Raw genomic sequence first — 13,769 nt, forward strand, 5'->3', positions numbered from 1 at the left:
TTCGGCGAATGCCGAACGGCGCGGCTTCGCCGCGAGGGCATTCTCCGGGGGGATGGTAGCCCCCCCTCCGAACAACTAGACGCGCTGGCGCCAGTATTCCAGGAGATCCTTCAGTGTCACCTCGAAGGGGATGGTCGGCTCCCACCCGGAGATCCGTCGGAAGCGCGTGCAGTCACCGAGCAGCACCTCCACGTCGGACGGCCGGAGCCGCGTGGGATCCTCCCGCACCTCGACCTTGACGTGGGCCACGTCGAGCAGGATGTCGAGCACGTTGCGGACCGCGTAGCCCCGTCCGGAGCAGATGTTGTAGACCTCGCCGGGTTCCCCCCGCTCGAGGGCGAGCCAGTAGGCCTGCACCATGTCGCGCACGTCCGTGAAGTCCCGGATCGCCTCCAGGTTGCCGACCCAGACGATCGGCTCCCGGAGGCCTTTCTCGATCTCGGCGATCTGGCGCGCGAAGTTCGAGGTCACGAACACTTCACCGCGCCGGGGGCCGGTATGGTTGAAGCCGCGCGTGCGAACCGCGTGGAGGCCGTAGCTCATCCAGTACTGGTAGGCCAGGTAGTCCTGGGCGACCTTCGAGACGGCGTAGGGGGAGAGGGGCCGCAGCGGGTTTTCCTCGCGGATCGGGATCTCATCCGGCCGCACGAACCCGTACTCCTCGCTGGACCCGGCGATGTGGAACTGCGTCGCGAACCGCTCTTCGCGGACCGCCTCGAAGAGGTTGAGCTGCGCGATCACGTTGCCGGTGAGCGTCTCGGCGGGCGCCAGCCACGAGGTCGGGACGTAGCTCTGGGCGGCCAGGTGGAAGATCCGGTCGGGGCGAAGGGTGGCCATCATGCGGCGGGCGGCCGCCGCATCGCGGAGGTCGCACTCGACCAGCTCGATCCGGCCGCGGAGGTGCTCGACGTTGTCCATGCGGCTCCGCCAGCGGTGGATCCCGTAGACCTCGACGTCCCCGCGCGCGACCAGATAGTCGGCGAGGTGACTTCCGACGAAGCCGGTCACACCCGTGATCAGGACTCGCATTCGGCGTCTCCTTCGAAGAAGCTCTGGATCGCCGCGATGACGGCGTCGGCCTCGGCCTCCGTGAGCTCCGGAAAGCAGGGCAGCGAGAGCACTTCCTGGGAGGCGGTCCAGGCCGCCGGCCAGGCGGCCGGATCCAGGCCGAGGCTCCGGAACATCGGCTGCCCGGGGATCGGCTGGGGGTAGTGGCACGCGGTGCCGATGCCGGCTGCCGCCAGGTGCTTGATGAGCGCGTCCCGGCGCGGTGTCCGGATCGTGTACTGGTGAAACACGTGCCGGGACCCGGACGGCTCGACCGGCAGGGTCAGCGGGCAGCCGGCCAGCCCCGCGCTGTAGCGCGCCGCGACCCGGCGGCGGGCCTCGGTCCAGGCCGCCGCGTGACGGAGCTTGACGCGGAGGATGGCCGCCTGGAGCTCGTCGAGGCGGCTGCTCCAGCCGAGCTCGAGGTGGGCATACTTCTGCGATTGCCCGTGGTTGCGCTGGCGACGGAGCCGCGCCGCCAGCTCCCCGTCGTCGGTGGCGATCAGTCCGGCATCCCCGTAGGCGCCGAGCGGCTTGGTCGGGTAGAAGCTGAAGGCCGCCGCGGTGCCCAGGCTTCCCACCGGCCGGCCGTTCAGCGTGGCCCCGAAGGCCTGGGCGGCGTCCTCGATCACGAAGAGCCCGCGGGCGTCGGCGACGCGCCGGATCGGCTCCATCGCCGCCGGCAACCCGTAGAGGTGCACGGAGATGATGGCACGGGTCCGCGGCGTGACCGCCGCCGCCAGTAGCTCGGGGGCGAGCGTCAGCGTGCGAGGGTCGACGTCCACGAAGGACAGCCGGGCGCCGACCTGGAGGACGGCGGTGGCCGAGGCCACGAACGAGAAGGCCGGGGTGATCACCTCGTCGCCGGGCCCGATCCCCAGTCCGGCCAGCGCCAGCTTGAGCGCATCCGACCCGGACCCGACGCCGATGGCATGCCCGACGCCGAGCGCGGCGGCGCATTCGGCCTCGAACGCCTGGCCCTCCGGCCCGAGGATGAAGCGCCCGCTGCGCAGGACGCCCCGGATCGCCGCTTCGATCTCCGGGTCGATGAGGGCGTTCTGGCGCGTCAGGTCGAACTGCGGGATCTTCACTGCGAGGCGAAGACCCGCCCGAACCCGTAATGGCCGAGCTCCAGGAGGTTGATGGTGACGCGGAACTCGTCGTCGCTCGTCCGATGCACATAGGCGAGCGTCGTCGCCCAGCACTGCTCGCGGAAGTCCACCTCGAAGCGGTTCTCGACGATCGTTCCGCTCTCGATGTCGTAGTTGGTCGAGAACCGGAAGACCCATCGAGGGCCGAGCTGGGTGGTCAGGGTCCCCTGGACGAACTGGAGCCGGCCTCCGTCGCCGTGCCGGGTCCCGAGCGTCACCTTGGCCTCCTTGGCCTCGTAGGACAGGTCCGTGGTCGCCGAGCTGACTCGCCCCTTGTCGTAGACGTTCATGACGGCGTTGGCCCGGAACTGGATCCCCAGAACCGGCTCGAACAGGAAGTCGGCCGTGAGGTCGGACAGGCGGTTGCCCTTGACGGCCGGCGGCGGGAAGACCGGCGGGGCCGGCGACGGAGTGGGCACCGGCTGATTGATGGGGGAGGTTGGCTCCGTCCGCGGCGGCTGCTCGAGGTCATAGCTCTGCGAGAGCGTCAGACGAGCGAGCTCCCAGACGCGTCCCGCCTTCCCCTCTTCCTCGCTGACACTCCGGGCTTTGATCCGGTTGGTCAACGAGTAGGCGACGCCGTTGGTCGGCCGGATCTTGTCCGTCCCGTCGTACTGGGGAAGGTTGTCCTGGTTGACGTCGGGGATGTAGTTGTAGGTGAGCCGCGGCTCGATGGCGTGCTGGAGGCGCTGAATCCCCATGGCGCCGCCGAGATCGAAGACCCGGTAGGCACGGGTCTCCAGGTCCAGGGCCGCCTCGAACAGCGAGCGGGTCACCGCTTCCTTGACCGTGTTCTCGACGAAGAAGCCACGGTCCTGCTTGATTCCGATGACCTTGGTGTCGTAGACGGTCTCGCGGCCCGCCAGCCGCGGCGTGAGCGAGACGTACCCGCCGGCCGAGAACGGGAAGGAGAGCACCGGGCGGATGTCGAAGCGCTGCCCGTCCGAGCCCACGTCCCGGACGAAGTTGTTGTAGGAGGTCTCCAGCTCGTAGAGGAGGCCGCCGAGCCCGGGCACCGGCTGGGAGAACGCGTTGAGCTTGAGCTCGGGCAGGCGGTTCAGCTCGATCGGGACATCGGTCGTGAGGTCCTCATAGAAGCCCAGGCGGTTCACGAGGTTCCACTTCTCCCACCGCTGGGTGAGCGAGATGTTCGAATCGAGCCGCTGCTTGCTCTGCTCGTCGAGCGTGTTGCCGAAATCGGAAAAGTACTGGTCATCGCTGACCTGCGCGATGTCCGCCTTGAGCGTGAGCTTCGGGGTGAACTGCTCCTCGTGACGCACGCCGTACACCCAGCGCCCTTCGTGCCGGCGAGTGTCCTGCAGTCCGAATCCCTCCATCTCGCCCCGCGACTCTTCCCGCCACACGTACCGGTAGATGGCGCCGAGGCCCCAGCCTCGGCTGCCGTAGTAGGTGGGGGTCAGGGTGAGGTCCTGGCTGTCCGAGATCACCCAGTAGATGGGCTGCTGGTAGTACAAGCCCTTGGCGCTGCTGCTGCCGAAGGTGGGAACCAGGAGGCCGCTCGAGCGCTGCTTGCGGAGGTTCGCCGCGAAGAAGGGGATGAAGGGCACGATCGGCACCCGCCCGATCCAGAAGGAGGCGTTGGTGCCCCACACCCAGTCGTCGAGGTAGGCCGTCGCCTCACCCCACCGCACGTGCCAGGCCGGCGACTCCCCTTCGCAGGTCGTGAAGACGCCGCCGGCGAGGCGGAAGGCCTTCTCACCGAACCGCTCCATCCGGTTGCCGAGGAAGAAGAAGTGGGGCTCGACGAAGGCCTCCGCCTGGTAAATGACGCCCGTCCCCGTGCGGAAGTTGTACTCGAGCCGCTCGCCGACGAGGCGGTCGCGGCCGTCGAAGAACACGACCCGGCCCGTCGCGACGGCCTCTCCCGTCTCGGTGTTGACCTCGACGCGCTCGGCCTCGAGGCGCACGTCGCCTTGCTCGATCTCGACGCGGCCCTCGGCGATCACGAGCCGCTCGCGTTCGAGGTTCTGGACGCGATCCGCAAAGAGGGTCACGGGAGCCTCCGCCCCCAGAGAGAGCTCACGCCGCTCCTGCCCCAGCGCCGGGGCAGGCACGAGACACATCACGGCAAGAACCATCCAGACCGGGCGCGTCCCGGGCACCAACCTCCCCCTCGGCGCTGCGGCGCTCGACCTCAGACGCGTGGTGCGCGCGGCCGCCAAGCCGGCAAGGCGCGCTGATCCCGGGCATCGTACCAGATGGATGACCGGCCGCGCAATTGCCCACCGCCGTCTGGCCGGGCGTTCGGCGCGGAGTGTGTCGGAGTCGCCCGGCGCCGCCCACCGAGGGCGTGGTGCATCGAGGAATGCTCCGAGCGGCGGCTTCACCGCCGCCACGACGGGAGGCATCGGGGGGTCTTCCGAGACCCCCCGAAATGACCTAGGAGTCTGTCGGAGTAACGAGCGCCTAGGACCGAGCATGGTCTACACCGAGCAGCGGTCCGAGCGGCGGCTTCGCCGCCGCAACCCTCCTGGGGGAGGCATGGGAGGGGGCCGTCGAGGCCCCCTCCCATGCCCTAGCGGTCAGTCTCGGGCTCGCGCATGAAGAGATCGCTGGTGGGTTCGGCCCGGCGTCGCCGGACCGCATGCGGCCTGTCGCGCGGCGCTTCGACCTCCACCGCCTCGAGTCCCAGGAGACGCTTGAGGTCGAGCGCGTTCTGGATGGGGTAGTCCAGGTTGTTGTTGTTGAACGTCACCGCGACCCGCCGGGCGTGGCCCCCGAAGGCCCGCGCCCGGCGGGCGATGGCCGCGAGCTCATCGGCACCGTACAGGTAGTCGTACTTCTCGGCGACGGTCGGCTCCTTCCCGGCCAGCTGGGCCAGCCAGCCCTCGACGTTCCGGCCATGGAGGCGGAAGGTCACCCAGCCGGGCACCGTCGCCGCCGGGATGAACGGCTGCCACGGGGCATCGATGCAGACGAAGATGAGACCGTGATCGGCGAGGAAGCGAAGCACCTCCTCGGTCCGCTCCGGGATCCAGGTCTGGTTCCGGAACTCGACCGCGACCGCCCAGCCCGGCAGCCGCCGCGGGAGCGAGGCCAGGTAATCCAGGGTCGTCTCGTGGTAGCGGACCCACGGCGCCAGCTGGAAGAGGATGTAGCCGAGCTTCCCGGCCTCGGCGAGCGGGCGGAGTCCCTCCCGGAACAGCTCGAAGCTCCGATCGAGGGCCTCGGCGGGAAAGCGGTCCCGCTCCACCTCGCCTCGCGGGCGCAGCGGCACGTCCTCGGGCAGCATCAGACGGAGGTCGGGTGGGAGCGTGTCGACGCGCGGGTGGTGGCCGGTCATCAGGCTGTACGCCTTGACCTGGAAGAGGAAGCCCGGCGGCGTGCGCTCGACCCAGAGGAGCGCATTCCGGGGCGAGGGGAGCGCGTAGTAGGTCGCGTTGACCTCGACGACGTCGAAGAACCGGGTGTACCAGCGGAGGCGATCCTCGGCCGACATCCGCGGGCGGGGGTAGAAGCGCCCCGAGGCGATCAAGGACCGGTCGAGCCAGGACGCGCACCCGACCCGGTACTCGGTCGGCCCGGGGGGGGCGGCCGCCAGGACGACGGGGGCGTCAGGATCCGGGAAGGCCAGGGCCGAGAATCCCCTGGGCCTGAAGCCACCGGAGAGCGTCCGCCACCAGGAAGAGCGAGCCCGCCACGCAGACGACGTCGGCAGCCGCGTCGCCGAGCGCCAGCTCCAGGGCTGAGGCGGCGTCGGGCGCCAGCGTGACATCCGCCTCCACGGGCTCGAGGGCCGCCCGCAGCTCGGCGGGCGGGGTCGCCCGGGCATTCCGAGCGGCGGTCAGCACGACCCGCGCGGCCAGCGGCGCCAGGGCCTTGAGCATGCCCGCGCGGTCCTTGTCCGCCGAAATGCCGGCGATCACGGTCAGGCGCGCGCCCGGGAAGTAGTGGGCGAGGGACGCGGCCAGGGCGGCGGCCCCGGCGGGGTTGTGGGCACCGTCGAGGACGATGGCCGGGCGGCGGCCCGCCGCTCCAGGCACCACCTGGAACCGTCCCGGCCATTGCACGGTGGCGCAGCCCGCGCGAATGGCCGCGTCCGACACCGTGAGCCCGGCCGCGCCCGCGAACGCCCGCACGGCACCGACGGCCAGGACCGCGTTGGCCGGCTGGAAGAGGCCGAGGAGCGCCAGCGGGAGATCGTCGAGACGAACGCCCGGGCAGCGGACGTGTAGGCGGTGCCCGGCGAGATCCGAGCGGACAACCTCGACCCGCAGCTCCCGCCCTTCCACGAGTAACGGGACCCCGACATTCCGGCAGCGCGCCTCGATGACGGCCATGGCCTCGGGCGGCTGGGCGGCGGACAGCGCCACGCCGCCCCGGATGATGGCGGCCTTCTCGGCGGCGATCTCCGAGAGACGGCGGCCGAGGTACTCCTGGTGGTCGTAGTCGATGCGGGTGATCACCGAGGCGAGCGGGGCGCCGACGTTCGTCGCGTCCCAGCGCCCGCCGAGCCCGACCTCGAGCACGGCCGCCTCCACCCCCTCGCCCCGGAAGGCGGCCAGCGCCACCGCCGTCATCACCTCGAAGAAGGTGGCCCCATCGGTCTCGACCCGCGGCGCCAGCGCCTCGGCGTAACGCGTGAGGGCCGCTGGCGTGATCGGCGCGCCACCGATCCGGACGCGCTCGGTGATGTCGAGAAGGTGCGGGGATGTGTAGAGCCCGGTCCGGTATCCCGCCGCCCGCAGGATCGCCTCGGCCAGGGCCGAGACCGACCCCTTGCCGTTGGTCCCACCGACGTGGAGGATGCGCAGGCCGGTCTCCGGATGTCCCAGGGCGGCCAGGAGCGCCTCGATCCGCTCGAGCCCCGGCCGCATCCCGGAGCGCTCGAAGTGGGAAAAGCGCGAGAGCCAGGCGACAGGGTCGACGGGGGGCATGACGGCCCACGCGGTCAGGGCGCGGGGGACTCCGCGGGCTCGGCGAAGAAGGCGAGGAGGCGTCGGAGGAGCTCGCGCAGCTCCTTCCGCTCGACGATCAGGTCGATCATGCCGTGCTCGAGCAGGAACTCGGAGCGCTGGAAGCCTTCCGGGAGCGGCTGCCGGATGGTCTCCTGGATGACCCGCGGCCCGGCGAACCCGATGAGCGCCCGCGGCTCGGCCAGGATGACGTCGCCGAGCATCGCGAAGGAGGCGGTCACTCCGCCGGTGGTCGGGTCGGCCAGCAGGACGACGTAGGGGACGCGCTCGTCGGCGAGCCGGCCGAGGGCGGCCGAGGTCTTGGCCATCTGCATCAGCGACAGCACGCCCTCCTGCATCCGGGCGCCGCCCGAGGTGGTGACGATGAACAGTGGCGTCCGCTTCCGGGCGGCCAGCTCGATGGCGCGCGCGATCTTCTCGCCGACGACCGACGCCATGCTTCCGCCCATGAAGGCGAACTCGAAGACGCAGACCACCACCGGGAAGCCGCCGATCCGGCCGAGGCCCGAGACGACGGCCTCCTCGCTCCGGGTCTTCTCCCGCGAGGCGATCAGACGGTCCCGGTAGCGCCCGCGGCTGTCCTTGAAGCCGAGCGGGTCCTGCGAGCGGAGCCCGGCGTCGCGCTCCTCGAACGAGCCGGGGTCGAGCAGGAGGGTGAGGCGCTCTCGGGCCGAGAGCCGGAACGCGGCGCCACACCGCGGACAGGTCCGGGCGTTCTTCTCGACGTCCGCGCGGTAGACGATCTCCCGGCAGGCGTCGCACTTGATCCAGAGGCCCTGGGTGATGACGACTTTCTTGTCCTTCTTCCCGAAGATCCAGGCCATAGCCCTTTCGGAGGGGGGCTACGCCCCCCGCAGAATGCCCTCCGGGCGAAGCCCGGCCCTTCGCCATTCGGTGAAGAGATCGGGCCTGCCTCCCCGCGGGATTCGGTGTCGGACGACCAGCATGACTCGATTTTACGCCCGAGCGACGGGCGGAGTCTCCCTCGTCGCGGCCTTCAGAGCCGCGATGAAGCCGCCCACCTTCTGCACCAGGGCCGGGTCGTCCCGCAGGCTCTCGACGAGACGCACGATGGCGCTGCCGACGATGGCGCCGTCAGCGTAGCGGACGACCTCGGCGACGTGATCGGGCGTCGAGAGGCCGAACCCCACGCAGATCGGCTTCGTGGTCACCGCGCGGAGGTCCCGGATCAGCGTCACCAGGTCTGGCGGGAGCGCGGCGCGCTCGCCGGTGAGGCCGGTCAGCGGAACCAGATAGACGAATCCCCGGCTCGCGCGCGCGATGCGGCGGAGGCGAGCCGACCCGCTGGTCGGAGCCGCCAGGTAGACGAGGTCGAGGCCGGCCGCCTCCGCCGCACGGGCCAGGGGATCGGATTCCTCGAGCGGGAGGTCGGGGACGATCAGCCCCGCGAAGCCCGCCGTGGCGAGGTCGCGCGTGGCCGCCTCGAGGCCGTACCGATAGAGGGGGTTCAGGTACGTCATCAGCACCAGCGGCGCCGCGACGTGGCCCCGCAGGCTCGCGGCCATCGGGAGGAGCTTGGCCAGGCTCACCCCGCCCGCCAGGGCGCGGCTTCCGGCCCGCTGGATGGTGGGGCCGTCGGCCAGCGGGTCCGAGAACGGCAGGCCCAGCTCGATCACATCCGCCCCGCGCCCGGCCGCCTCCGCCACCAGGCTCCGCGTCACCTCGAGGCTCGGGTCTCCCGCGGTGAAATACGGGATGAGGGCCCGCGCTCCCTCGGCGCGGAGCCGCGCGAAGGTCGTTTCAATGCGCCCCACGGCGATCGTCCGGGTCCAGAGGACCGCGCTCGGCCGTCGATCGATGGGCGAGCACCGCCCGCACGGCGTCGACGTCCTTGTCGCCGCGCCCGGAGAGCCCGACCACGATGCGGCGCTGGCGCGGCAGGGTGGGGGCGAGCCGGAGTACGTGCGCCACCGCGTGGGCCGACTCGAGGGCGGGAATGATCCCTTCGAGCCGCGCCAGCAGGCCGAAGGCCTCGAGCGCCTCCCGGTCGGTCACCGCCACGTACTCGGCGCGGCCGACGTCCTTCAGCCAGGCGTGCTCCGGTCCCACCCCCGGGTAGTCGAGGCCGGCCGAGATGGAGTGGGCCGGCCGCACCTGCCCGTCTTCGTCCTGCAGCAGGTAGGAGAGACTTCCATGGAGGATGCCGGGCAGGCCGGCCGAAAGCGGCGCCGCATGGCGGCCCGTCTCGAGCCCCTCCCCGGCGGCCTCGACACCGACGAGCCGCACCGAGGCCTCACCGAGGAACGGGTGAAACAAGCCCAGCGCGTTCGAGCCCCCGCCGACGCAGGCGACCAGAACGTCCGGCAGCCCCTCCGGCATCTGCCGTCGTACCTCACGCCCGATGACCGACTGGAAGTCGCGGACCATCATCGGATAGGGGTGGGGCCCGGCCGTCGAGCCGATGCAGTAGTAGGTCGTGCGGACGTTCGTGACCCAGTCGCGCAGGGCCTCGTTCATCGCGTCCTTGAGCGTGCGGCTCCCGGAGCGCACGGGCAGGACCCGCGCCCCCAGCAGTTCCATCCGGAAGACGTTGAGCGCCTGCCGCGCCATGTCCTCCTCGCCCATGTACACCTCGCAGGCGAGCCCGAGAAGCGCGGCGACGGTCGCCGTCGCCACGCCGTGCTGGCCGGCGCCGGTCTCGGCGATGATCCGCGGCTTCCCCATGCGGACGGCGAGGAGTCCCTGGGCCAGCGTGTTGTTGATCTTGTGAGCCCCGGTGTGGCAGAGGTCCTCCCGCTTGAGGTAGATCCGGGCGCCTCCGGCGTGCGCGGAGAGCCGCGCGGCGAAGGTGAGCGGCGTGGGGCGCCCCACATAGCGACGGTGGAGCTCCTGGAGCCGGGTCCGGAAGGCGGGGTCCCGCGTCGCCTCCCGATAGGCCGCCTCCAGCTCGAGGAGCGGGGTCATCAGCGTCTCGGGAGCGTAGCGACCTCCGAAGGGGCCGAAGTGGCCTGCGCGGTCGGGCAGCCGGGGCCGCTTACCCATCGGAGGCTTCCAGGGCCGCGGCGCGCGCCGCCCGAACGAAGCGGCGGACCTTCTCGGGGTCCTTCCGGCCGGGGGCGGCCTCGACGCCCGAGTTGACGTCGACGCCGAAGGGACGGGCCAGGCGGATGGCCTCGCCCACCGTGTCCGCGGTGAGCCCCGCCGAGAGGATGATCCGCCCGCGCTGCCCGGCCTCGCGCGCGAGCGTCCACGAGATCGGGCGCCGGGCCTCGCCCTCGCTCCACCGGGCCGGGCTGTCGAGAAGAAAGGCGGCGGGCTTGTAGCGCGCCAGGAGCGCGAGGTCGGCGGGGCCGGCCACCTTCACGGTCTTGAGGACGGGGAGGCGGAACGCCGCCACCATTTCGGGCGGCTCCGTCCCGTGAAGCTGAAGGGCCTGGAGCCCGCACTCCTCGGCGACCGCCCGCACCTGGGCCGGCGGATGGTCCCAGAAGACGCCGACCGGACACGCGAACGGCGGAAGCGCGGCGATGATCGCAGCCGCTCGAGCCGGTGTCACGTAGCGGGGCGTTCCCTCGACGAAGATGAAGCCGAGGGCGTCGGCGCCCGCCTCCGCCGCGAGAAGCGCGTCATCGACGTTGGTGATCCCGCAGACCTTGACCCGGACCGTCATGGCTCTACCCTCGGGTCACTCGAGCGGACGGCCGTTTCCGTACCGGCCCGGTCACGCGGGTCCTCCCGTGAGCTCACGCACCTTGGCGGCCGGGTCGCCGCTCCGCGACAGCGCCTCGCCCACCAGGATCGCGTGGGCCCCGGCGGCGGCGACCCGGGCCACGTCGGCCGGCGTCGCGATCCCGCTCTCCGAGACGAGCCGCACGCCAGCCGGCGCCCGCGGCGCCAGCCGCTCCGTCGTCGCGAGGTCGGTCCGGAAGGTCTCGAGGTCGCGGTTGTTGATGCCGATCAGGCCCGCGCCCAGCTCCGCCGCCGCGTCGAGCTCGGCCTCGTCGTGCACCTCGACGAGGATGGAGAGCCCGAGCCCCTTGGCCGTCTGGTAGAGATCGACGAGCCGGGCCGGCTCGAGGATCGCCACGATGAGGAGGACCGCGTCGGCGCCGTGGGCGCGGGCTTCCCAGAGCTGGTAGTCGTCCACGACGAAGTCCTTCTCGAGGAGCGGGCAGTCCACGAGGGCGCGGACGGCGTCGAGGTCGGCGAGGCTGCCCTGGAAGTGCGGATCGGTCAGGACCGACAGCGCGGCCGCGCCGGCGGCGACATAGGCGGGGGCGAGCGGGACCGGGTCGAAGTCGCGGGCCAGCAGCCCCGCGACAGGCGAGGCGCGCTTGAGCTCGGCCAGCAGCCGGACCCGGCCGGGCGGGCGCGGCGTCAGCGCGGCCGCCACGTCGCGCGCGGGCGCCAGGCTCGCGGCGCGGGCTTCGAGGACGGGGCGCGGTGCCCCGGCCTGGCGGGCGGCGACGGCCACGCGCTTGGCGGCGACGATCTTGGCGAGGATCCCGGCTGGAGACGCCATGGACGATTAGCCTAACACCGGCCTCGACGGCGGAGAATCGCCCTGGTCAGTAGTCGGCCCGGGAACCGCCCCGCCCCGGGGCGTCGAGCGTGACGTGATGGAGCTCCTCGAGCACATGCTCGCGGAGTGTGCGGGGCGGAGGGAGGTCCCGGACGAGGCGTCCCTCGCGGATCAGGGGCTTCAGGAGCGCCTCGTACTGGCCACCGCAGCGGCAGTGCGTGCGCGGCTGGTGGGCGGGGACGACGATCGTTTCCCGGCAGGCCCGGCAGCGATAGACGAGCTTCGAGCCGGATCGCTTCCCACGCTTGGCCATCGGCTGACCGTCGATCTCCATGATGTCGAGCGCGAAGTTGAGCACAGGGGCGCTGGCGATCGCCGTGCCGACCCCGTAGGCGTCGACCAGCGGGTTGAGCCGCGGGATCTGGTACTCGTCGATCCCGCCCGAGGCGATCAGCTTCACGTGGCTGAACCCCCGGTAGTCGAGCTCCCAGCGGACCTCCTCCAGGATGCGGAAGAAGTCGCCTCGGCGGGAGGAGGGCGTGTCGAGCCGCACCGCGTAGAGATCACGGCCCAGCGCCTCGGCGACCCGGATCGCCTCGAACTTCTCGTCCTGGAGCGTGTCGATCAGCGCGACGCGCCGCACCTTCGGATCGATGACCTCATGGAAGGCCCGTAACGCCTCGACGGTATCGCCGATCATGAGCACGAGGGCGTGGGGAATCGTCCCCATGGGATCGGCATCGATCAGCTCGGCGGCCTTGGTCACGGCGACCCCGTCGCAGCCGCCCACGAAGGCGTTGCGCTCGATCATCGGGGCGATCGCCGGGTGCATGCGGCGCGCGCCGAAGCTGATGACCTGTCGCTCTCCGGCGGCCTTCTTGCAGCGGCCGGCCTTGGTCGCGATCCCCGAGGCCTGACAGAGCAGGCCGAGCAGGGCGGTCTCGTACTCCGCCCAGTCCAGGTACACTCCTTCGATGGTGAGGACCGGCTGGTACGGCTCGAAGACGGTCCCCTCGTCCATCGCCGTCGCCGTCACGGGCAGACCCTCGAGGAGGTGGGCGGCCTCCTCGAGGCCGGCGAGGATGCCCCAGCTCCAGTCCGACGGCAGGCTCTTGAGGCGCACCTCGGCCTTGGCCCGCGTCCGGATCCCGCGGGCCCGGAGGATCTGGACGGTCCGGTTGAAGTAGACGTCCGCCACGCGCCCCGCCTTGATGTCCTCCGGCGTGGCCAGGTGGAACAGGGGCTTCGGCGGGTCGGAGCGAGACCCTGGCGTCACGGGGTGCTCTTCGGCAGCGTGATGATCAGCGACCAGTCGCCCTCGCTCCCCTCCGTCCCGAAGGACGTGGCCGGGGGGCTCGAGGGATCGAAGGCCGCGAAAAGGCTCACGGAAATTCTCGTCATGGCCGGGCGTGAAGGCAAGGCGATCTTATCAGAAGATCCCGGCCCCGGCAACCTTCGCGGGCCTCCGCGGCCCCGGCCGAAGCGGCGGGCCGCGGCCACACCGGCTGGCCGATGCGGTACGATGAAAGCGAGCGGCCGAGGCGGACGCCGTCGCCCAGGGCGTGTCGGAGGTCGTATGTGGTCGCCGAACCAGCGGGTCAAGGTGGATCTGTCACACCTCACGATCCAGGGCGTGTCCTTCAGCGAGAACGTGCGGGAAGCGCTGGGGACCGTGGTGAAGCAGACGTCGACCGACCCGCCGACCTATCTCGTGGAGCTGCTCTTCACCTTCAAGGGCGTGAAGCGGGTCGAGGTGCCCGAGGAGCGTCTCCACACCGTCTGAGGGTCCCGCCGCAGTAAGCAGAGTCACCACGCGCAGCGGATTGCCCGACCGCTGACGGGTGGTGTTCCGTTCCGAGCGGCGGCTGTGCCGCCGCAACGATCCTGGGGGAGGCCTCGGAGGGGGCCGTTGAGGCCCCCTCCGAAGATCAGATGACGGTCTTGAGGTAGGTCCGGAAGGGCTCGGCGAGGTCGGGCCGGGCCAGGGCCATCTCCACCGTGGCCTTCAGAAACCCGAGCTTGTCCCCGGTGTCGAAGCGCCGCCCGGCGAAGCGGACGGCGTAGAGCGGACGTCGCTCCCGCAGGCGACGCAGCGCGTCGGTGAGCTGGATCTCGCCGCGGTGGTCGGGCGGGGTCTCGGCCAGGATCGGG

General features: G+C 71.4%; 13 protein-coding genes. 1 reads left to right on the plus strand and 12 read right to left on the minus strand.

The genetic code is table 11. From position 1 onward, the window contains the following. Positions 1-75: 75 nt before the first annotated feature. From VGW35_13865 to VGW35_13915, 11 genes are all read right to left on the minus strand, one after another. Entirely contained in the window at positions 76-1,029 is a 954-nt protein-coding gene (locus tag VGW35_13865; protein HEV8308743.1) for a GDP-mannose 4,6-dehydratase, read from the minus strand. Continuing rightward, positions 1,017-2,138 carry a DegT/DnrJ/EryC1/StrS family aminotransferase gene (locus tag VGW35_13870; GenBank protein ID HEV8308744.1) on the minus strand — a complete coding sequence of 374 codons (1,122 nt, stop codon included), beginning with the start codon at positions 2,136-2,138 and terminating at the stop codon, positions 1,017-1,019. Before VGW35_13870 ends, VGW35_13865 begins: the two co-directional genes overlap by 13 nt. Next, positions 2,135-4,213, minus strand: coding sequence for an LPS assembly protein LptD (lptD, locus tag VGW35_13875; protein HEV8308745.1), 2,079 nt, complete (start codon positions 4,211-4,213; stop codon positions 2,135-2,137). The genes VGW35_13870 and lptD overlap by 4 nt, the downstream gene beginning before the upstream one ends. A gap of 521 nt (positions 4,214-4,734) precedes the next feature. Further along, complete coding sequence (locus tag VGW35_13880; GenBank protein ID HEV8308746.1) at positions 4,735-5,694, minus strand: DUF72 domain-containing protein; 960 nt, start codon at positions 5,692-5,694, stop codon at positions 4,735-4,737. A 79-nt stretch (positions 5,695-5,773) separates the two neighbouring features. Continuing rightward, positions 5,774-7,096, minus strand: coding sequence for a folylpolyglutamate synthase/dihydrofolate synthase family protein (locus tag VGW35_13885; GenBank protein HEV8308747.1), 1,323 nt, complete (start codon positions 7,094-7,096; stop codon positions 5,774-5,776). A 14-nt stretch (positions 7,097-7,110) separates the two neighbouring features. Next, positions 7,111-7,959, minus strand: a complete 849-nt coding sequence (gene accD / locus VGW35_13890) for an acetyl-CoA carboxylase, carboxyltransferase subunit beta (GenBank protein HEV8308748.1) — start codon at positions 7,957-7,959, stop codon at positions 7,111-7,113. 132 nt (positions 7,960-8,091) lie between these two features. After that, the gene (gene trpA, locus VGW35_13895) at positions 8,092-8,910 is read right to left on the minus strand and encodes a tryptophan synthase subunit alpha (GenBank protein ID HEV8308749.1); all 819 of its coding nucleotides are present in this window, start codon (positions 8,908-8,910) and stop codon (positions 8,092-8,094) included. After that, a complete protein-coding gene (gene trpB / locus VGW35_13900) occupies positions 8,897-10,138 on the minus strand; it encodes a tryptophan synthase subunit beta (protein HEV8308750.1) in 1,242 nt (413 codons plus the stop codon). Before trpB ends, trpA begins: the two co-directional genes overlap by 14 nt. Further along, positions 10,131-10,766: a phosphoribosylanthranilate isomerase gene (locus VGW35_13905; protein HEV8308751.1), complete on the minus strand. Its 636-nt coding sequence runs from the start codon at positions 10,764-10,766 to the stop codon at positions 10,131-10,133. The genes trpB and VGW35_13905 overlap by 8 nt, the downstream gene beginning before the upstream one ends. A 51-nt stretch (positions 10,767-10,817) precedes the next feature. Beyond that, positions 10,818-11,618 carry an indole-3-glycerol phosphate synthase TrpC gene (gene trpC, locus VGW35_13910; protein HEV8308752.1) on the minus strand — a complete coding sequence of 267 codons (801 nt, stop codon included), beginning with the start codon at positions 11,616-11,618 and terminating at the stop codon, positions 10,818-10,820. A gap of 46 nt (positions 11,619-11,664) precedes the next feature. Beyond that, positions 11,665-12,894, minus strand: coding sequence for a nicotinate phosphoribosyltransferase (locus VGW35_13915; GenBank protein HEV8308753.1), 1,230 nt, complete (start codon positions 12,892-12,894; stop codon positions 11,665-11,667). A gap of 300 nt (positions 12,895-13,194) precedes the next feature. On the opposite strand from VGW35_13915, the gene VGW35_13920 reads away from it, so the two are divergent. Beyond that, positions 13,195-13,401, plus strand: coding sequence for a hypothetical protein (locus tag VGW35_13920; GenBank protein ID HEV8308754.1), 207 nt, complete (start codon positions 13,195-13,197; stop codon positions 13,399-13,401). A gap of 145 nt (positions 13,402-13,546) precedes the next feature. On the opposite strand, the gene VGW35_13925 is transcribed toward VGW35_13920, so the two are convergent. Then, a partial coding sequence (locus tag VGW35_13925; GenBank protein HEV8308755.1) for a UTP--glucose-1-phosphate uridylyltransferase occupies positions 13,547-13,769 on the minus strand: 223 nt, incomplete at its 5' end.

The organism is Candidatus Methylomirabilota bacterium (assembly GCA_036005065.1).
Classification (GTDB): domain Bacteria; phylum Methylomirabilota; class Methylomirabilia; order Rokubacteriales; family DASRDR01; genus DASYQW01.

Coding starts and splice junctions, on each gene's coding strand:
- VGW35_13885 (HEV8308747.1), bottom strand. CDS start 7,096: ATGCCCCCCGTCGACCCTGTCGCCTGGCTCTCGCGCTTTTCCCACTTC.
- trpB (HEV8308750.1), bottom strand. CDS start 10,138: ATGGGTAAGCGGCCCCGGCTGCCCGACCGCGCAGGCCACTTCGGCCCC.
- accD (HEV8308748.1), bottom strand. CDS start 7,959: ATGGCCTGGATCTTCGGGAAGAAGGACAAGAAAGTCGTCATCACCCAG.
- VGW35_13920 (HEV8308754.1), top strand. CDS start 13,195: ATGTGGTCGCCGAACCAGCGGGTCAAGGTGGATCTGTCACACCTCACG.
- trpC (HEV8308752.1), bottom strand. CDS start 11,618: ATGGCGTCTCCAGCCGGGATCCTCGCCAAGATCGTCGCCGCCAAGCGC.
- VGW35_13905 (HEV8308751.1), bottom strand. CDS start 10,766: ATGACGGTCCGGGTCAAGGTCTGCGGGATCACCAACGTCGATGACGCG.
- VGW35_13865 (HEV8308743.1), bottom strand. CDS start 1,029: ATGCGAGTCCTGATCACGGGTGTGACCGGCTTCGTCGGAAGTCACCTC.